Consider the following 19,646-nt stretch of genomic DNA (forward strand, 5'->3'; position numbering starts at 1 on the left):
CCGTTCAATCTTAAAAATAAAATGTGCTGTTGGAAATATTTTTCTTGACAATTTAAAAACAGGTGAATAGAATAAAATGGAAAGTCAGTAAGTACTGACAGTCCATTCGGAGGAAGTGAGAGCATGAGTACCAGTAATAAGCTTAGTACCGATGATAAGCTGCTGTTGGCGGCAATCGATCTAATTGCAGAGAAAGGGTACAATGGTGTTTCTACTCAGGAAATTGCTGGTTCCGCAGGTTTTAGTGAAAAAACACTATTCCGTCGGTTTGGAAGCAAGCAAAATCTTTTAGAAACGGCATTTGACCGATATCATTATGCTGAAGAGATGACCAAACTTTTTAATGAAGAGAAAATCGTGTGGGATTTGCATTCAGATTTACTACTGATCAGTCGAACATATCATGAAATCATGAATCGTAACCGGAAAATGATTATGATAAGTATCAAGGAGGAAGGCAATTTACCTGGTTTTAGAGAAAAAACACAAAAGCATCCCCGACAGTTACTGGATATTTTGACAAACTATTTTAACACGATGCATGAAAAAGGAAAGCTTATTCCCACAGACCCAGAGCTTCAGGCGTTGTCGTTCATGATGATGAATTTTGGTGCCTTTATGAACAATCTGGATGCCGATGAGAACTATCCAACCGTGTCCCTGGAGGCATTTATCATGGAGAGTGTGCAAACATTTACTAGGGCTTTGACTCCCTAGTTTTTGAATAAGTATAATGACAGTCAGTACTGACATACCGTGGTGATTGTATAGGAAATGCCAATATTTAATGAACTAAAAAAATAGATTGAAGACAGGAGATTATGAATATGAAATCAAGTAATACAATAGTATGGATTAATGTATTTACAGCTAAAACAGGCAAACTAGATGAATTGGTTGCTATCCAAGCTGAAGAACTGCTCAATTTCAAGAAGGGATCACAAGGTGTTCCCGGTTGGATCAGCAGCCGTTGGCATCGTTCTGTAGATAATGATAAGGCAATTATGGTAACGACCTTTGAGAGTATTGATTTTCATAAAAATTGGTTAGAAAAAAGTGAATTCAAAGAACATCTTAACAAAATAAAGCATCTCATTGAAGATACAGAAGGTGGGTACTACACGTTAGTGGAAGAGATTGAAAATATGTAAATCCATCATCTTATAAAGGTTATATTCTTAAAACAATTAATTGGCCAGTCAGTTTTTACGAGGAGGAGAAAACATTGGAAAAATTAAAGATTGGAATTATCTTAGGAAGCACACGAATAGGACGCGTAAGTCCACAAGTGGGAAATTGGGTTAAAGAAATAGCAGATAAACGAGAAGATGCAACTTATGAAATCGTCGATATCGCAGATTTCAAATTGCCGTTTTTTGGAGAAGGCACTGGTAAAGAACCAGGATTATTAGCTTGGTCAGAAAAACTCTCTAGCTTGGATGGTTTTGTGTTTATCGTACAAGAATATAATCACAGCATTACAGGGGCATTAAAAAACGCACTTGATTCCGCACGTGATGAATGGAACAACAAAGCTGCGGGCATCGTAAGCTATGGTTCAACTGGCGGAGCCCGTGCAGCCGAACATTTGCGTGGCATATTAGGGGAATTACTAGTTGCGGACGTTCGTGTAAATCCAACATTATCGCTATTTACAGACTTTGAAAACTTCAAAACGTTTAAACCGGCTGATTTACACCTTGGTAATGTCCATGCAATGCTAGATCAAACAATTGCATGGAGCGGTGCGCTAAAAAATTTACGTTAAGCTTGATAGTTTACTAGCTAGATCCTTCCTCTCTAACTATTTAACAAAATTCATGTTAGTAAATACTGAAACCTAAATAAAAGGTGTATAAAGAGCTTATTCCTTAAGCTTAAGCAGGCTGCTTTCCACATTCAAACCATCTTTGAACTTCAGTTATAAGTGAATTCGGATCGTATATTTTAAACAAAACGAGACAAAACGAGACACCAATCTCATTTTGTCTCGTTTTGTTTCTGCTGAAAATAGTTAAAGTCCTAATTTTACCGCCTCCCATTTTGGCACGGCAATTGCACTATATAAGATTGACTCGCTATTACTGATTGGGGGCTGAAAAATGGAAACGGTTCAATCGAATGAAATAAAGTTATCACAGGACAAGGCTTATTGGATGTACAAGAAAATGCTGGAAATCAGAAAATTCGAAGACCAAGTTCATGAATCTTTTGCAAAAGGGATTTTACCTGGGTTTGTCCATTTATATGCAGGGGAAGAAGCGGTTGCTGTTGGTGTATGTGCCCACCTATCCGAAAAGGACAGCATTACAAGCACTCACAGGGGCCATGGCCATTGTATTGCAAAAGAATGCGACCTAAACGGGATGATGGCTGAAATCTATGGAAAAGTGACCGGGCTTTGCAAAGGAAAAGGCGGTTCGATGCATATTGCCGATTTGGACAAGGGGATGTTAGGTGCAAACGGGATAGTCGGCGGAGGCTTTCCGCTCGCATGCGGTGCAGCATTAACGGCCAAGTATAAAAAGACCGATCATGTTAGTGTATGTTTTTTTGGTGATGGTGCCAATAATCATGGGACATTCCATGAAGGGATAAATCTGGCGGCAATCTGGAAGCTGCCCGTAATATTCATCGCTGAAAATAATGGATATGGAGAAGCCACGCCTTTCAACTATGCTTCTAGCTGTAAAACGATAGCCGATCGGGCGATAAGCTACAATATCCCGGGTGTCCGGGTGGATGGGAAAGATGTACTGGCCGTGTATAAGGCTGCTGAAGAAGCCGTTCAGAGGGCTCGCAGGGGAGAAGGCCCATCATTGATCGAATGCGTTACTTATCGTAATTATGGCCACTTCGAGGGAGATGCACAGAAATATAAAAAGGAACAAGAAAAAAAGGAACATAAACAAGAGAAAGATGCGATTGCCCTATTTAGGAATTACTTACTGAATCAGAATCTGCTGGCGGAAAAAGAACTGATTTCTCTTGAGAATGCCGTTGAGGAATCTATTAAACAAGCAGTTAAGTTCAGTGAAGAGAGCCCATATCCAGAAGCGTCCGATTTATTAAACGATGTTTATGTATCTTATTAAACCATAAAAGGAGGAATTGAGATGAGTAGAAAAATCAGTATGTCGCAGGCAATAAATGAAGCAATGGCCATGGCAATGAGAAAAGACGAGAATGTCATCCTTATGGGAGAAGATGTAGCCGGCGGTGCAGAGGTCGATCATTTGCAGGATGACGAAGCATGGGGTGGCGTCTTAGGTGTCACGAAAGGATTGGTTCAAGAATTTGGCCGGGATAGAATTCTTGACACACCCATTGCTGAAGCAGGATATATGGGAGCGGCAATGGCAGCCGCTTCGACAGGCTTGCGACCGATAGCCGAGTTAATGTTCAACGATTTCATTGGCAGCTGTTTGGATGAAGTATTGAATCAAGGTGCGAAATTCCGCTATATGTTTGGCGGTAAAGCACAGGTTCCCGTGACGATCCGTACGATGCATGGCGCAGGGTTCAGGGCTGCAGCTCAGCATTCACAAAGCCTTTATGCCTTGTTCACCAGCATTCCAGGATTGAAGGTCGTCGTTCCCTCATCCCCCTATGACGCAAAAGGGCTTTTACTTTCAGCCATTGAAGATAATGACCCTGTCATCTTTTTTGAAGATAAAACACTATACAACATGGTTGGAGAGGTTCCGGAAGGCTACTATACAATCCCAATCGGCAAAGCCGAAATGAAAAGGAAAGGCTCGGATTTGACGATCGTTGCTATCGGTAAACAAGTTCACACCGCGATGGAGGCTGCTGAAAAACTCACAGCTAAAGGAATTGAAGTTGAGATTGTCGACCCGCGGAGCTTGTCACCACTGGATGAAGAATCGATTCTCTCCTCTGTGGCAAAAACAAATCGTTTGATCGTGATCGATGAAGCGAACCCAAGATGCAGTGTCGCAACGGATATTGCCGCACTGGTGGCGGATAAGGGGTTTGATACGCTCGATGCGCCAATCAAGAGGATTACGGCACCACATACACCTGTCCCTTTTTCTCCACCGCTTGAAGATATTTACCTTCCTACATCAGAAAAAGTGATACAAGCCGTTTCAGAATTATTAGGGGAACCTTCCATTCTAGGAGTGTAAATAAATCCAGATGCATGCTCCAGCTTTTTCGCATAGAACTGCAAAGGTTGGAGCAACAAAACCAATGATGGATAAAACAAACCATTATGAAGGGAGAAATTAGATATGGCTGTCGAAGTGGTAATGCCGAAATTGGGCATGGCAATGAAAGAAGGCACTGTTTCGTTATGGAGTAAGGCTGTTGGGGATCCAGTCGAAAAAGGTGAAGCAATAGCCAGCATCAATTCAGAGAAAATAGAAATGGATATTGAATCTCCAGCGGAAGGTACGATTCTGAATATAGCTGTTCAAGAAGGGCAAGGAGTACCTCCAGGAACCGTTATCTGTCATATCGGAGATCCGAATGAAAAAATAAAGATCGATGAACCTGTTGCTGTAGAGACCCAGTTGAAAATTGATGAACAAGAAAAGCCGAAAACAAAAGAGTCCCCCACTTTGCCAATGGGAGATCGTTTGATGATCACTCCGGTTGCACGAAAAATGGTACAGGCAGCGAATCTTGACATTGAGAGAATTCATGGCACAGGGCCAGGAGGAAGAATCACTAAAGAAGATGTCCAGAAAGTAATGGAGAAAAGGGATTCCATCCCGGTAAATACAGAAGAAAGAATAGTTCCGCCAAAACCTGCTATAGAGAGTCAGCAGCAGATTCCTGTTAAGGGAATGAGGAACATCATTGCCAAACGTATGAAAGAGAGCTTGCAAAGCAGTGCCCAATTAACGCTAACGCTGAAAGTTGATGTCACTGATCTAGTCATTTTGCAAAAACAGGCTACAGAAACGCTGCAAAAATATGAATCAACTAAATTGACTATAACGGACTTTGTTGCCAAGGCTGTCGTGCTTTCACTTAAAGAGCACCCTAAAATGAATAGTGCTTATATTGACGATAACATCATATTGTATGAGTCTATCCATCTTGGATTAGCGGTGGCCTTGGAGAATGGACTAGTTGTTCCCGTCATAAGAAATGCCGAAAATTGTACCCTAAGACAGTTATCGAATAAGGGTAAGGAGTTGGCCCGGTGTGCACGTGACGGTCAATTGCCAATTGAAGACATGCAAGGGTCCACTTTTACAATCAGTAACCTCGGGGCATTTGGCGTTGAGCATTTTACACCCATTCTCAATACTCCGGAAACGGGGATACTCGGAATTGGCTCTGCTTATGATACCCCGCTTTATATTGGTGAAGAATTGGAGAGGAGAACAATCTTGCCACTCAGTTTAACTTTTGATCACCGTGTACTGGACGGGGCACCCGCTGCTGCCTTTTTACAAACACTAAAACGGCATTTAGAGGAGCCGATCACCGTGATTTTATAGAAAAGGAGGGAAAACCTTGAATCGTATAGTTATTATAGGCGGAGGTCCTGCAGGGTATGTAGCGGCAATCACTGCTTCCCAGCAGGATAAGGAGGTCATATTGGTAGTCGATGGGCCATTGGGCGGAACCTGTTTAAACGAAGGCTGCATGCCAACGAAGTCATTATTGAAAAGTGCCGATACGTATGACTTGGTGAAAAATGCCGGGCAAATGGGAATTCACCTTTCCCTCAATTCGATTGAAGTCGATTGGGATACCGTACAGGAACGAAAAAGAGAGGTCATTTCTAAACTTGTGAACGGCATTCGATATTTAATGGGTAAGAATAAAATAAAAGTCATACAGGGCAGGGCTTCTATCCTTTCAAGCAATCGACTGCGGATCGAGAACGGAAATGAAAATGAAGTGATTGATGCAAGTAAGATCATCATTTCAACGGGGTCTGAACCGATTCCACTACCTTTTGCGCCGTTTGATGGTGAATGGATCATCCACAGTGGTCATGCCATGTCACTTCCTGCCATTCCCGATTCCCTGCTAATTATCGGAGGCGGCGTCATCGGATGTGAATTTGCCAGCATTTATAGCAGGATGGGCACCAAGGTTACCGTTATCGAAATGGGGGAAAAGCTGCTTCCAGGGGAAGATGAGGATATCACAAGCATTCTGCATGAAGAATTGAAAAACCAAGGCGTTACGGTCCATACCTCTACAGCTGTCAAAAACATCAATGCAACCAGTAAAACGGTATATTTAGAGAATGGCGATGGCAAATTGGAAGAAATGCATGCTGATTACGTACTCGTATCTATAGGGAGAAAACCAAGAGTGAACGGAATAGGCTTAGAGGAAAACGATATTGATTTTTCCCGACTTGGCATCTCGGTGGATGATCGAATGCAAACAAGCAATCGATCGATTTATGCCTGCGGTGATGTGATAGGAGGCATCCAACTTGCCCATGTAGCTTTTCATGAAGGGCGTGTGGCGGCCCTGAATGCCTGCGGTCAATTTGCACAAGTGAATTACCGGGCAATCCCTCGCTGCATTTATACCTCCCCGGAGATTGCCAGTGTAGGCTTGACCGAAAAAGAAGCGCGTCAAAAATATGGTGAAATTAAAGTTGGTGAATTCGCTTTTTCGGCAAATGGGAAAGCTGCCCTTTCCAATAAACCGGTAGGAAAGGTCAAAGTCCTAGTGAACCCACAATATAATGAAATTCTAGGTTTTTCCATTGCCGGTCAGCATGCAACAGAATTGATTGGACAAGGAACGATCATGCTGCATGCAGAAATTACGGCAGATATGATGGAAGATTTAGTGGCGGCGCATCCAACCTTGTCGGAATCCATACATGAAGCTCTTTTAAATGTTGTAGGTCAAGCTGTTCATTCCTAAAATAAATAAGCTTTTTTACTGAAGGGGGATTTTGTATGGTTAGCGGTCAACGGACAGCAGTCATCACTGGTGCAGGTCGTGGTATCGGACGTGCCATTGCATTAAGATTAGCTCAAGATGGATTGAATGTGGTCATTAACGACGTCAATCTGGATACGGCTGAATCGGTCGTGAATGAGATAAGGGAACTTGGACGTGAAAGCTTTGCCGTTAAAGCGGATGTAAGCAATAGACGGGAAGTATTCGAAATGGTGAATCAAGTTGTGGAACGTTTTGGACAACTGGATGTTATGGTTTCAAATGCAGGAATTGCTCAAATAAAGCCTCTATTGGAAGTAACTCAAGAAGACCTTGAACAGATTTTCAATATAAATGTAAATGGTGTCCTCTTTTGCCTGCAAGCCGCGGCTGAACAAATGAAAAAGCAAGAAGGCGGGAAAATCATAAGTGCTGCCAGCATAGCCAGTTATAAAGGGTTTAGTTTACTAGGTACATACTCGGCCACAAAATTTGCCGTTAGGGGAATGACACAAGCGGCAGCACAGGAATTGGCCCAGTTCGGCATTACGGTGAATGCATACTGTCCAGGAATTGTCGGGACGCAAATGTGGAATTTAATCGATGAAAAAATGGGTCCTTATATGAATCTTGCTAAAGGGGAAACATTTAAAAAGTTCACAGATTCCATAACCTTGGGACGCTCCGAAACCCCAGAAGATGTGGCGAAATTCGTCTCTTACCTTGCTTCACCGGATTCGGATTATATGACAGGGCAATCCATCATGATTGATGGAGGAGTTATTTTTTCATAAACTTTATTGTTTATATGGAGAAGCATCATGTGAATGATCACATGATGCTTTTTTTGCAAACTCAATCTATATATTGTAAGCGAATACATAATCTACTATAATTAAAAAGACCTCGAATAACATCCTATTTTATTACTCCATGGTATTTTTCCTCTAGATTGACTGGTCAAATGAAGGTTCAAACCAAATGATTAGAGGAGGATTATATGCTATCCACCAGTTGTTATCTACGTACATGGGAACGCTTTGTCAGTGAAGGGGTTCTCGATTCAAATCGTCTGAACAAGCGAATAATGGAATCCTGGTATCGCTGCAAAAAAGATCAAGTCAACCCATACCTTAATAAAGGCAAACACATTTTGACGGATGAATTATTGGACATTCAAAGAGAAAAAAACTCCTTCCTATTAGAAGTGGCATCACCCCAATTATCCAGGATGAATCAATCGATAAAAGAATCTGGAATGATGGCTTTATTGGTCGATCCGGATGGATATGTCCTTTCACTTTCCGGAAACGAGAAAATCCTCGATGAGGCAGGAAAAATAAATTTTGTGGAGGGTGTCTGCTGGACGGAGGGTGAGGTCGGAACGAACGCAATTGGAACAGCTTTGAAAACGGGTGAAGCCGTAATGATCCAAGGTACCGAACACTATTCGATTGCCTCGCACAAATGGAGTTGCTCTGCCATGCCCATATTAAATGAAGACGGTAAGATATTGGGAGTTTTGGATATATCATGTCCAGTAGAATATTTTCATCCCTCCATGCTGGGGATGGTAGCCAATTTGGCGTATACGATCGAACAGGAAATGGGAATGCGTTCCTATAAAAAGGAGCTGGCACTGACCCAGCACTCGATAGAACTTGCAGAAACCTATCCAGATTTGCCTTTTATCGTATGTAATCATAAACAAATGATAATCTCCGCCAGTAAACAGGTTCGCAAAAAAATTCCTCAATCCATCGGTATGGCGTTGACCGATCTGTTAAATCATGGATATCGAATCGTAAAGGAAAATCCGCTTCTATCCAAAGAGGATAATAGGATTTCCGGTAAGTGTTTATTCCTATCGGAGAATCATGGTCGTGAAGCCAATAGGCTTTTTCCTGCTTCAATGCCTTCAGAAAGATTTGTCTTCGAAGGGGAAAGAGGGATTAGTGAATCCTTTCATAACACATTACGTAAAGTGAAGCTTGTTGCACCGACAGAAGCGAATGTGTATATATCCGGTGAAACGGGTGTCGGGAAAGAGCTTATTGCCAAGGCTATTCATGATAATGGCATCCGCAAAAAAGGACCGTTCGTCACGATAAATTGCGGAGCCATACCTAAGGATTTAATGGAAAGTGAACTATTCGGATATGTTGATGGCGCTTTTACAGGGGCTAAACGGCAAGGTCACAAAGGGAAGTTCGAGCAGGCAAATGGAGGGACCATTTTTCTCGATGAAATCGGTGAAATCCCTTCAGCGATGCAGGTTGCCTTACTGCGTGTTCTTCAGGAAAGAAAAATCGTTCCGGTCGGCGGCACAAAAAGCATATCATTGGATATTCGCATTATCACTGCAACACACCGTAATCTTGAAGAGCTTGTCAATGAAGGGTCCTTTCGTAAGGATTTATACTATCGGCTGAACGTTTACCCCATTCATGTACCTCCATTAAGGGAAAGGATTGAAGATATTCCTTATCTAGTCAACTACTTGTGTTCGAAGAATCATTGGAATATTCCATTAACTGAAGAATTATTGAACCGTTTAAAGGAGTACAATTGGCCAGGCAATATTAGAGAACTGCAGAATGTACTTCAGCGATTGACCATCTTACTAGCAGAAGGACCTCTTGATTATGTTAAAGTGTTGAATACCATGCATTCACCGACCGTTACACGGCATGATGATTTCCCTGCATGGGAAGAACCGGGTAAAAATGGCATCAAGGGAAATGAACTGACGATCCGTGAAAAAATTCAACGGGATCTAATGATAGAGACATTACAAAAATCAAGAGGAAATGTCACTGCTGCAGCAAAGCTGATGGATATTCCAAGAAGTACATTTTACAAGCGGCTCCATAAGTATGGTATATAGACATGCGTGTGTACATTATGTAAGAAAAACAGACTTATAGAAATCCTTGAAAAATGAAAGGGGTATGGCAAATGAAAACGAGAATGACTGAATTATTGGGGATTGAATATCCGATCATTTGCGGCGGGATGTTTCAAGTTGGCCGGGCCCCGCTTGCAGCCGCTGTTTCAGAAGCCGGGGGACTTGGTATCATCACTTCGAAAACACAGGTGACACCAGAGGGTCTCCGTGATGAAATACGGAAAGTGAAAACTTTGACCAAGAAACCCTTTGCTGTCAACCTGAACCTGTTTCCAAGTCAAACGGCAACCCCGAATGATGAGTTCATCGATATTTTAATTGAGGAAGATGTGAAAATTGTTGAAACGAGTGGCCGAAGCCCAGAAAGTTTAATGCCCAGACTTAAAGAGCACGGCTTTACCGTGTTACATAAGGTAGCGAACGTCAAAAACGCTGTTTCTGCAGAGAAATTAGGAGTCGATGCGATTATTATTGTCGGGAATGAAACAGGCGGACATCCAGGCATGGGGGATGTAGGAACGCTTGTCATGCTCCCTAGAGCCGTTGACTCTGTAAATATACCAGTAATAGCTGGAGGGGGATTTTCGGATGGGAGGGGCCTTATCAGCGCCTTATCACTCGGTGCTGAAGGTATTGTCATGGGGACTCGCTTTATGGCAACGCAAGAAGCACCGATTCATGAAAACGTGAAGCAGTGGATGGTATCGGCCAATGAAACGGATACGGTCGTCATCCAACGGAATATAGGCAGTCCTTCGCGTGTAGCATTAAATGCCGTCAGTAAAGAAGTGGACAAACTTGAAAATGAAGGTGCCACTATAGAGGAATTGATTCCGCTAATTACGGGACAAAGAAGCAAGAAAGTATACTTTGAAGGAAATTTAGACGGAGGCATCTGGTCTTGCGGTCAATCCGTAGGACTCATAAAAGAAATAGTGACCGTCAATGAACTGATCAAACAAATCGTCCAAGAAGCAAAAAACTCGTTCGAATTCATCCAAAGCCGTATCGAATCCATTCGAACATAAATAACCTAACTGGAACATGCGATCAATAGTGATTTCGTGTTCCTTTTTTTATCTATTAGAAATAAAGTTCCATAGGTGGTCAAGAATAGACTTTATCAAAAATGCATGACCGTTATTTATAACAGAAGAATGATTTATAACTCTAACGCGAAAAGCCAATTCAATAGAAAAAAGCTACATAAGCCCATCAATTACTTGCTAATTAACTTTCAGCAACTTCTTAATAAAAACTTTCAAATGCAAAAAAACCAAAAAGGTAATTAACCTTTCGTGAGTGTTTACATAACATTATTATTCTGCTTAATTCAAACAAAGCTTGAGATTTTAAAACCATTCTATTTTATCTGGCATTTTTGATTCCTGAAACTTTTAAATCTTTTTATATAAAATGTAAAAATCGACTTTTACGATTTTATTTCACTCATGATAAACAAGAACTGATTGCTGAAAGTAGGTGTGGCTCTATACAAATTTAATTTGAAGGTTTGCCTTATAATCCTTGGCAGCTTCCTATTGATTCACTTCTTGTTTCCACATATGAAAGCGGTCAATGCTTGTTATTTTACATCAAAACTCGATGGCGGTTTGAGCATCATTAAGTTTAAAACAATTTTTAAAGGTTATTCATGCTAAAGGCTGCTATGAGGTTAATTATGAAAGCTTATATTGTAATTATGTGGCTAAATGGAGGAGCTATCATCAATTTCAGGTAGAAAGCGGAACTTGCATGATAAAAAACCTTTTGAATTGCCATTGAGGTAAATTATATTTATATAACTTTTCATAAGTGTTAACCCGTGATTTTTCTCATTTGGCCATTTAATTTATATATAAGAATAATAAAAATGATAAATAATGTAAATAAAACAGGGATATTTAGATTACTACAGGTTATTAGATAACGATTCTTTGAATAGGTCTTTAGGAAAGTAAAGGAAAGGGGAAGCAATATGAAGAAAAAGATTAGTTGTGCACTTACCCTAGCTGCTTTTTTAATAGGAGGGGCAACCATTTATTACTCAATTTCTATTTCTTTATACACAGCTACAGAAGATTTAAATGAATTCCCTATACCTAAAAATGCTGAATTGGTTCAGTTAAATGAACAAGGGAATAGATATGATTGGTCAAGGGCTTCTGAAGAAGACGGCATTCCCTATGGATATGCAATGGCCCTTAAAGCGAATGGATGGAAAAAGGGGAAAACTGAGGGCGCTTCCGTTTTATACATGAAGGGAAATAATAAAATAGATTTGATTACCACAACCAAGCAATTAGAGATCCTTAGAGTGAAATGACTAAGGATGATAAATACTAATTGAATAATCCGATCTATAGCATAAAAATGATTGAAAACGAAATATGTTAACAATTAGCAGATAAATTAAAAATCAATATATAAATCAAGAAAATTTTAATGACCGTAACTGATGTGAAATTAGCTCAAATCCAAGAAATCTTATTGCGAATTTAGACCGAATTTTTAATTGAGGATCAATCATTTTAATTGGAACAATATTTATTTAAGTTTTAAAGTATAAGTTAACAATGTCTAATTAATAAAAAAATTATAGATAAATAATGGGAATGAAATTAAATATAAAAAATGCGTTTCCCGTCTCACTAAGTTAAGTATTCTTAAGATATGAGACAAAATAAACATTAAAAATACAACTTCCTATAATATATATTATGTAAACTAGAAACAAACATAATAATACCAAGTGGTCACAGCTTCAAGTTCCCATAAGATTCATTATTATTGTCCCCTAACTTGGTTCAAGTTGACTATAATATTCAATGCTACTTCCGATAACTCTCAGGGTTCTCCCTATAAGTCGGCTAGTTCTCATAATAGATGGTTTCGAACATAATTCCTTGGGTTGGACTGAATAATTCCCAGGAGGTCTGATAATTATGAATTACGTTCAAGCTTCGGATGATTATCTCATGTACTTAGAAGTTGAGAAAAATTACTCCTTGAACACATTAACTAGTTACGCATTCGATTTAAAGCTCTACGGTGATTTTTTAACTGTTAACAACCGATCATTGGACCTAGATGATCTCATATCGTCCATTGTGCGGCGATTTGTGCAAGATCAGGTCATTAATTATGGTATTAAGCCAAGAACGCTACAACGTCGCATTTCGTGCTTAAAATCATTTAGTAAATATTGTTTAAAAGAAAATTACATGAAGTCTGACTTCACAGCAGGTATTCAAGCACCTAAAGCCGCTAAGAATTTACCTAAATATATGACTTTACAGGAGCTTCACAAATTATTTGCCTATTTAGAACAAGATCCGCGCCCCCAAAGCATTAGAAATGAATTAATGTTTAAACTACTCGCAACAACAGGAATGAGACGTCAAGAATTAGTGGATTTAACATGGGAGCAAGTTAATTTGGAAAATAAAACCATTTTAGTTCGAGGGAAAGGGAAAAAAGAACGCCTCCTCCCCCTTCATCCCATTGTCTTACCGATATTTCATGACTATAAAGAAACTCTTTTAGAGCAGCAAAAACATTACAGTGAACCGATCTTTTATAATCAAAAAAATAAGCCTTTAAATCCTCGTGGATTGCACAAAATATTTAAGGAGATTCTAGAACGGGCTGGCTTACCCGCTCACCGATTTTCTCTGCATCATTTAAGGCATACTTTTGCTACCTTACTCTTGCAAGAAAACAAAGATAAAGTGGATTTAAGAACCTTACAGGAATTATTAGGTCATGAAAGTCTTGCTACTACTAGTATGTATACCCATATCGATTTTAAACAAAAGAAAAAAGCGATAAATAGTTTTTTAATTGGTTAAATCTTGAAATTATAAGATTTATAAAAGGAAAGCTTCAACGGTTCTACATGCGATTTGATGTAAGTGTTCAATACAACAGGCAAACTAATATACGTTTAGAAAAAAAGACTGACTCAGTCTTTTTATAATCTTTGCCTGTCAGAAGACATCTTGCGTATGGGGTGACAATCGTCATTTTTTTAACGAAAAAAATGATATCCTTGCAGGAAAACAAGGGAAAGGGCTAAAAACCAAACCGCATATTTCGCTTTTTTTCCAATCTCTCTGCCTACGGTTACCCCATGCTTAAATGTGTGGAAGATGATAAAAATCAGTAAAAGATTTGCAAGAAAAACCATAATATCAATCCCTTACGCGTTGTCGATTGGTGGGTAACACTTGTTCTCCGAATTGGTATAACTCCACCTCGTAATGAATGTTGACCGTGGCTTTTGGATAGTTTTCCATCCAATTGTAGGCTTCATATTGTTTCATGGTGAGAAATTTTCGCCTCGCCAGATAATAAAATTCAAAAATATCCACTTTCAATTTTTCTTGTGATTTTTCCACCACCTTATCCGTTTTCCTTTCCAATTCCTTTTCAATATGGTTTTTCAGCATGGTTCCATTCTCTGTATTCGTTGAGTAATTAACCAAACTCGGAACAGAAACGAGATCCACTTTCACGGGAACGGTCGCTGTAATGACGGGCCTTGATTTTTTTGTATTGACGTTTATTTTGGCCTTTTTTTCGATATAAACTCGTGTCCCAATCGTATTTTTTGTTTTGACGGGATCTAAAAATGCGGTCGTTAATTCATCTACATCTGAATCTTGTTGCAATAGGAGGGTTAACCTCGTTTCTTCACCCGTCAACTTTCCGATCGCTTTTCCATTTCTGAACACAACCGAACCGATGGATTGTGTGTGACTTCCTGATCGGATTTTCACCTCACCTGCCACATTATCATCCTCTTCTTTCTTTACCTGTTGAGGTCTATTTTTGGCTGTACCATAAATGGCTAAAAAGGCACCCGCATCGTGCTGCGTATTTTTTAAATACATTTGATACGTCGATAAAGGAACAAATCCCGTCTCTTTCCACCTTTGACCCATCAAATCGTAAAATTTGTGAGGCCTTGTCTCAAAGGGGGTTTTGTTGTTTCTGATAAAAGAAGAAGCGTTCTCCTTCGATACCAAAAACAACACGCTTTCCCTCAGCCCCCTTTCTTTTGTGATGGTTTCCGATATATGAAGAAACATTTTATCTTTGGCTAGTTCCTCACCGACGATTAGCGCTTTCACATGCGAGAGGGATACGTTCCTTGTTATGCTTACATTCGCGAGTTGTGTAGCAACCGCAAGGTTCGGGGCAGACAGCGACACGATTTCAAATGCTTTTTCTTTCTCTGCTTTGGAACGATCCGTTGAACCGACTTGTGGATTGGCAATTTGATAGGTTACATCGAGCATACCATTTTTTCCTTTGTCCAAACCCACCACCACAACAAACGCTTGTTCTTCCAGTTCTATTTTATCCCAGCACCCCGTTAATAAGAAAAGGGACAAAACAAGCATCCACTTTTTCATGATTTCCCCTCCTTCCTTTTTGCAAATATCCACATAACGAAGGGCAAGAAAAAGAAATAGAAGGAACCGAAACGGAAAATAACGTTTTCCCTTATGCTGTATTCCGATTCGACGGGATTCTCAGGAAGCATGCCTAGACCAATGAGAAGCGCGGCAAAGGGAATCAAAAGGGGTTCGACTTTTTTGATGTTAAATAAATAGGAAAATAGGGCGGTGGTGATATACAGGTAAAAGGAAAATCGGATAAACGTCGAAAGGAGCCAAATCGGTAAAAAGATGGTTTCAGGGTTCGCTAAAAACCGTCCTGCCGAAACATTTCTGGTTGTTTCATGAAATAAATAGGTAATTTCCGTAACCAACGGCACATCATACAGCATGATATAAAACAAGAAAAACGTGACGAGTTCGAAACAGACGATGCCAAAACTGATGAGGCTCGATTTTTTATAGGTGGAAAAATCTCTAAAAAATGTCATGAAGACGGCAAGTGCCATAATTTCCACGAAAAGCGGCATAAATTTGAACCCTGTAATGAAAATGTTTTCCCATGTTCGTCCGAAAATCGGGAAAAGGTACGAAAATTCAAGCCGATCCCAAAGTAGGATAATGAGGAGCAATAAGCCCCCTTTAATCATAATAAGAAAAACGAAACTGGTTCGCGTGATTCCTTCCAGTCCTCTTTTTGCAAGAAAAACACACACCATAAAGAGCAGGAAATAAAGGACGAGAAGGGGCGTTTTAGGAAAATAAAGAGTGGAAAAGATATTCACATAGCTTCGAGTATCCACTGCTGTTCCGATCAGGAAAAGGAGAAAGAAAATCAATCCTACTAGGAAACCTAAGGGTTTTCCGAAAATCATGGCAAACACGTCGATTAATCCTTTATCAGGGTATTTCTTCATCACACTTAAAAAAACTAGAAAGGAAAGAAGAAAACAAAGAGCAGAAACGAGTATCGCCATCCAACTGGCCGTTTCCGTTTCGTCGAACAGCAAAGTGGGCGTCATATCGGCAAACTTTATTCCAATGACGGGCAAAAGCAACGAGATGATTTCTCTTTTTCCGAGTTTATACTCTTTCTTTTGGATCATAGCCCTCTCTTTCCTTTCGTTTTTGAATTTTCCGTCGCTTTCTTTGGATGCAGATACATCGGTTTGATTCGTTCCTTCCAGGACACCTTTCTTCCTAGCGTATCTTTAGACGAGGGGAAGAATGGAATGGTGGGTGCCAGGTACGGCACACCAAAAGAAGTGAGGGTGGATAAATAGGCAACACACATGATGGTCGCCATCATGACGCCGAAAAGTCCCATAAAGGAAGCGAAAATGAGCAGGGCAAAACGCATAATCCGTACCGCAAAGCTGAACGATACATTCGGAATGGCGAAGGAAGCAAGACCCGTTATCGAAACCACGATGACCAAAATCGGAGAGATGATATTGGCGTCGACAGCCGCCTGACCCAAAATGAGTGCCCCGACGATCCCAATGGTCGAACCCATCGGCGTCGGAATCCTGATTCCTGCTTCCCGTAAGATTTCAAAAGCCAATTCCATCATGATGATTTCAATAATGACAGGATATGGGACGGTTTCCCTTGTTGCGGCAATGGCAAGAAGAAGGTCGGTCGGAATCATGGCACTGTGGAAATTCACGACAGCCACATATAAACTGGGTGTGAAAAGGGCGATGAAAACCGATAACAATCGAATCATCCGTATAAAATTTCCATATGTCCATCTCAGGTAATAGTCTTCCGACGTGTGAAAAAACGACCAAAAAGTAGCAGGCGCCACAAGCGCGGCAGGTGAATTCTCCATGATGAGAATCACATTCCCTTCCCGTATGAAAGAAGTCGCCCTGTCAGGTCGTTCCGTATAGAGAATGGTCGGAACAAGGGAGTACGCCCTCTCTTCCATATGTTGTTCCAGTACCGATACATCCTCGATATAGTCCACGTCAATTTGGGTCACGCGATGTTTGATTTGATGCAACAAGTCAGGGTCCAACACATTTTTTAGATACATCAGACTGATTTTCGTTTTCTTATCATGTCCAATATAGAGCGTTTCCGTTACTAATGATTCGTCACGGAGCCTTTTTCTAATGAGGGAAATGTTGACGGTTCCTGACTCCACAAACGCCTCATTGGACCCTTTAATCACGTTTTCCGATTGCGGCTTATCCACGCTTCGACCATTATATTTGGCTGTTTGAAGCGATAGGACGCTTGATGACCCTTCCATCAGGATGATGGTTTGTCCGTCCAATAAAGCGGAGATGGCTTCTTTCCTTTCTATAAGGGTGGAGACTTGATTTCCTGTAAGAATCGTTTTGCTTATCTCCTCGGTTAAATCTTCGCCCACTTCTATTTGTATCTCCTTTTCTTGCAAAGAAGAAATGGCGTGGTCAATGAGGGTGGCATCCACCATCCCCCTCATAAAAAAAAAGTGGGCGTCTTTATTTTGTGAAGGCACATGTATAGGTCGGACTCCAAGGTCGGAGTTATCAGGATAAGAAAAAATGGTTTTCAGATAGGTGCTGTTTTCCTGTAAATCACACGAAAAAATCAAATTTTCTTTTTCTGTGTTTTCTTCTATTTTAGATTTCTTTTTTCTTGAATGAAAGTTAATCATCACACACCTCTGCCTGCTTTTTACTTAGTATGGGGCAAAAGACTATTAGTTATTTCTTAAATAATTAGATAATCGTTTATTATTTGATTCATTTCCTTATTCCCGAAATAATTCACAAATCTTTACAAAATCTTTACAAATATCCTATTCATTGAATCTAAACTTTTCAACCTCAGGGTGATTCAGATTTAGAAATCCATGATTTTCCACGCGAAACGGGATTCGACAATACTTTCTTTTACGAAAATCATATTTCTCAGTTGCAACAATCCATTGTTCGGAATTCGCTTGGAAGACTTGAAAGTTTAAGCTACACGGTTACATTGGCAGAACCGGAGTCTTCTTAATTCAGTTTTATAACCAATCCGATTCCATAAATAAGACGCTCTCCCCTTTTACAAATGAGCTGCGTCTTATTCAGTATTGCCTTTTTCCCATAACTGCAGAAGTTAATTTTCATGGTAGTTCAACAAGCACATTCTCTTCAGTTGTAATTAAGTTTTTTCTTTGTAAGGTGTACATAACGTTGTTGATAAATCGATATTCCAGCTTCTTCTTTAAAACGACTTGCCCAAACGATATTCAGCTATCATTCTAATTGTACGCATTCAATATAACCCATTCAATATAACTTTAAATAGATCCTGATTTTAAAAAAATAAACCTAAAAATCCAAGCCTTTTTTTTATATCGGCATATATAGTTGTAGAAAGGAGTGATTAATTTGGCCGATCACGATAATAATTGTTGCAAAGAATCACACTGTGGAAAACAGGACCTCAAGGACCAGGGGGTGCTTTGGCTTATGGATCATTGTACAATCCGTCTGGGAATTTTGTCAGTGAGTGGAAGTGTTTCTTATAGATCTCCGTGACTTACTGTAAAACGTATAGGACCCTTGTATCCTCTGCTAAAGAGGAAATAGAAACTATTAAAGCAGAAAGAGAAACGGAAAAAACAGAAAAAAAGCTTCATTGTTCGACTTTTCGGAATGTGAACAATGAGAAAAAGGGTGAGTAAAATAGATAAGCCAATTCAAGGTCGTAGATTTGTTGACACGACCTATAAGTGTAAAAAAGATGATTTCTTTAATAAAACAGATGATTGCGTCAATAAAAACGATCATAAAAAATGTAAGGATTGTGAACAAGGTCTTCGAGGACCTCAAGGACCTGCAGGACCTCAAGGATTTCAAGGACTTCCAGGACCTCCAGGACCTCAGGGAGAAACTGGACCCCCAGGACCAGGGGGTGCTTTGGCTTATGGATCATTGTACGATCCGTCTGGAAATTTTGTCACAGTATCTACGGTAAGTCCTCCTGCTCTGGGGCAGAAGGTTGTTTTTACAACTACTGGGCCGTTATTAGGAACTGCTCCTTTTCCTCCTGGTCCTGGTCCTTATACTGATATTGAGGTTCTGACTGCTGGGGTTTATGAGATTAGCATGGATTTAACAGCTAGATTGATTAATGCTTCTAACTTGACGTTTAATACCGAGGTGCAGTTCAGGTTATTCATCAATGACACAACCCCGGTTCTTGAAAGTACTTTTGAATCCTTTAATCGTATTTCAGGCGGTCCAGGCGGTCAACCATCACAAGTTGAAACTAGAAACACGATAGGAAGAACAATCCAAATTCGATTATCCGCAAACGATAGGCTAAGCATTAGAGTTATAACTGCATCTGCCAATGTAACATATAGGTATCCATCATTAGTAGTCACAAAAATCTCCAACTAGCTGTCAAAGTAAGTAAATAGGAGTAAAAAGAGCCCTAACCTAAATGTT

General features: G+C 40.1%; 16 protein-coding genes. 13 read left to right on the forward strand and 3 right to left on the reverse strand.

What is annotated here, in order from left to right; translation table 11 throughout:
- Window positions 1–123 precede the first annotated feature (123 nt).
- From AC0VX1_RS12730 to AC0VX1_RS12785, 12 genes are all read left to right on the forward strand, one after another.
- Entirely contained in the window at window positions 124–717 is a 594-nt protein-coding gene (locus AC0VX1_RS12730; protein ID WP_413021204.1) for a TetR/AcrR family transcriptional regulator, read from the forward strand.
- A 110-nt stretch (window positions 718–827) separates the two neighbouring features.
- A complete protein-coding gene (locus tag AC0VX1_RS12735) occupies window positions 828–1,151 on the forward strand; it encodes an antibiotic biosynthesis monooxygenase family protein (protein ID WP_095678418.1) in 324 nt (107 codons plus the stop codon).
- Between the two features lie 74 nt (window positions 1,152–1,225).
- A complete protein-coding gene (locus AC0VX1_RS12740; protein ID WP_048684481.1) occupies window positions 1,226–1,768 on the forward strand; it encodes an NADPH-dependent FMN reductase in 543 nt (180 codons plus the stop codon).
- A 334-nt stretch (window positions 1,769–2,102) separates the two neighbouring features.
- Complete coding sequence (locus AC0VX1_RS12745) at window positions 2,103–3,095, forward strand: thiamine pyrophosphate-dependent dehydrogenase E1 component subunit alpha (RefSeq protein WP_096339542.1); 993 nt, start codon at window positions 2,103–2,105, stop codon at window positions 3,093–3,095.
- Window positions 3,096–3,116: 21 nt separating this feature from the next.
- Entirely contained in the window at window positions 3,117–4,151 is a 1,035-nt protein-coding gene (locus AC0VX1_RS12750) for an alpha-ketoacid dehydrogenase subunit beta (protein WP_098936477.1), read from the forward strand.
- 105 nt (window positions 4,152–4,256) lie between these two features.
- Window positions 4,257–5,477, forward strand: a complete 1,221-nt coding sequence (locus AC0VX1_RS12755) for a dihydrolipoamide acetyltransferase family protein (protein WP_475471559.1) — start codon at window positions 4,257–4,259, stop codon at window positions 5,475–5,477.
- A 16-nt stretch (window positions 5,478–5,493) separates the two neighbouring features.
- Complete coding sequence (gene lpdA / locus AC0VX1_RS12760) at window positions 5,494–6,876, forward strand: dihydrolipoyl dehydrogenase (protein ID WP_475471561.1); 1,383 nt, start codon at window positions 5,494–5,496, stop codon at window positions 6,874–6,876.
- A gap of 35 nt (window positions 6,877–6,911) precedes the next feature.
- Entirely contained in the window at window positions 6,912–7,688 is a 777-nt protein-coding gene (locus AC0VX1_RS12765; RefSeq protein WP_413021215.1) for an acetoin reductase, read from the forward strand.
- Window positions 7,689–7,894: 206 nt separating this feature from the next.
- On the forward strand, window positions 7,895–9,781 hold the full coding sequence (locus AC0VX1_RS12770; RefSeq protein WP_475471563.1) for a sigma-54-dependent Fis family transcriptional regulator: 1,887 nt from the start codon (window positions 7,895–7,897) through the stop codon (window positions 9,779–9,781).
- 71 nt (window positions 9,782–9,852) lie between these two features.
- On the forward strand, window positions 9,853–10,830 hold the full coding sequence (locus tag AC0VX1_RS12775) for an NAD(P)H-dependent flavin oxidoreductase (RefSeq protein WP_413021217.1): 978 nt from the start codon (window positions 9,853–9,855) through the stop codon (window positions 10,828–10,830).
- A gap of 950 nt (window positions 10,831–11,780) precedes the next feature.
- Window positions 11,781–12,128 carry a hypothetical protein gene (locus AC0VX1_RS12780; protein ID WP_475471565.1) on the forward strand — a complete coding sequence of 116 codons (348 nt, stop codon included), beginning with the start codon at window positions 11,781–11,783 and terminating at the stop codon, window positions 12,126–12,128.
- A 619-nt stretch (window positions 12,129–12,747) separates the two neighbouring features.
- On the forward strand, window positions 12,748–13,653 hold the full coding sequence (locus AC0VX1_RS12785) for a tyrosine-type recombinase/integrase (RefSeq protein ID WP_475471567.1): 906 nt from the start codon (window positions 12,748–12,750) through the stop codon (window positions 13,651–13,653).
- 342 nt (window positions 13,654–13,995) lie between these two features.
- On the opposite strand, the gene AC0VX1_RS12790 is transcribed toward AC0VX1_RS12785, so the two are convergent.
- From AC0VX1_RS12790 to AC0VX1_RS12800, 3 genes are read right to left on the reverse strand one after another with little or no spacing between them, the layout of a single operon-like run.
- Entirely contained in the window at window positions 13,996–15,222 is a 1,227-nt protein-coding gene (locus AC0VX1_RS12790) for a Ger(x)C family spore germination protein (RefSeq protein ID WP_475471568.1), read from the reverse strand.
- On the reverse strand, window positions 15,219–16,313 hold the full coding sequence (locus AC0VX1_RS12795; protein ID WP_475471570.1) for a GerAB/ArcD/ProY family transporter: 1,095 nt from the start codon (window positions 16,311–16,313) through the stop codon (window positions 15,219–15,221). The genes AC0VX1_RS12790 and AC0VX1_RS12795 overlap by 4 nt, the downstream gene beginning before the upstream one ends.
- Window positions 16,310–17,857 (reverse strand): spore germination protein, encoded by a 1,548-nt coding sequence (locus AC0VX1_RS12800; protein ID WP_475471571.1) that lies wholly within the window; start codon window positions 17,855–17,857, stop codon window positions 16,310–16,312. Before AC0VX1_RS12800 ends, AC0VX1_RS12795 begins: the two co-directional genes overlap by 4 nt.
- Before the next feature lie 1,012 nt (window positions 17,858–18,869).
- Here AC0VX1_RS12800 and AC0VX1_RS12805 point away from each other — a divergent pair.
- Window positions 18,870–19,598 carry an exosporium leader peptide-containing protein gene (locus tag AC0VX1_RS12805; protein WP_475471573.1) on the forward strand — a complete coding sequence of 243 codons (729 nt, stop codon included), beginning with the start codon at window positions 18,870–18,872 and terminating at the stop codon, window positions 19,596–19,598.
- The last annotated feature ends 48 nt before the right edge of the window (window positions 19,599–19,646 follow it).

The organism is Peribacillus sp. QJM3NY_7 (genome assembly GCF_056173225.1).

Excerpts from the sequence above, each read along its gene's own strand:
- AC0VX1_RS12785 (WP_475471567.1), top strand. The coding sequence starts at position 12,748 with ATGAATTACGTTCAAGCTTCGGATGATTATCTCATGTACTTAGAAGTT.
- AC0VX1_RS12735 (WP_095678418.1), top strand. The coding sequence starts at position 828 with ATGAAATCAAGTAATACAATAGTATGGATTAATGTATTTACAGCTAAA.
- AC0VX1_RS12775 (WP_413021217.1), top strand. The coding sequence starts at position 9,853 with ATGAAAACGAGAATGACTGAATTATTGGGGATTGAATATCCGATCATT.
- AC0VX1_RS12800 (WP_475471571.1), bottom strand. The coding sequence starts at position 17,857 with ATGATTAACTTTCATTCAAGAAAAAAGAAATCTAAAATAGAAGAAAAC.
- AC0VX1_RS12790 (WP_475471568.1), bottom strand. The coding sequence starts at position 15,222 with ATGAAAAAGTGGATGCTTGTTTTGTCCCTTTTCTTATTAACGGGGTGC.
- AC0VX1_RS12730 (WP_413021204.1), top strand. The coding sequence starts at position 124 with ATGAGTACCAGTAATAAGCTTAGTACCGATGATAAGCTGCTGTTGGCG.
- AC0VX1_RS12765 (WP_413021215.1), top strand. The coding sequence starts at position 6,912 with ATGGTTAGCGGTCAACGGACAGCAGTCATCACTGGTGCAGGTCGTGGT.
- AC0VX1_RS12750 (WP_098936477.1), top strand. The coding sequence starts at position 3,117 with ATGAGTAGAAAAATCAGTATGTCGCAGGCAATAAATGAAGCAATGGCC.
- AC0VX1_RS12755 (WP_475471559.1), top strand. The coding sequence starts at position 4,257 with ATGGCTGTCGAAGTGGTAATGCCGAAATTGGGCATGGCAATGAAAGAA.
- AC0VX1_RS12780 (WP_475471565.1), top strand. The coding sequence starts at position 11,781 with ATGAAGAAAAAGATTAGTTGTGCACTTACCCTAGCTGCTTTTTTAATA.
- AC0VX1_RS12795 (WP_475471570.1), bottom strand. The coding sequence starts at position 16,313 with ATGATCCAAAAGAAAGAGTATAAACTCGGAAAAAGAGAAATCATCTCG.
- AC0VX1_RS12770 (WP_475471563.1), top strand. The coding sequence starts at position 7,895 with ATGCTATCCACCAGTTGTTATCTACGTACATGGGAACGCTTTGTCAGT.
- AC0VX1_RS12745 (WP_096339542.1), top strand. The coding sequence starts at position 2,103 with ATGGAAACGGTTCAATCGAATGAAATAAAGTTATCACAGGACAAGGCT.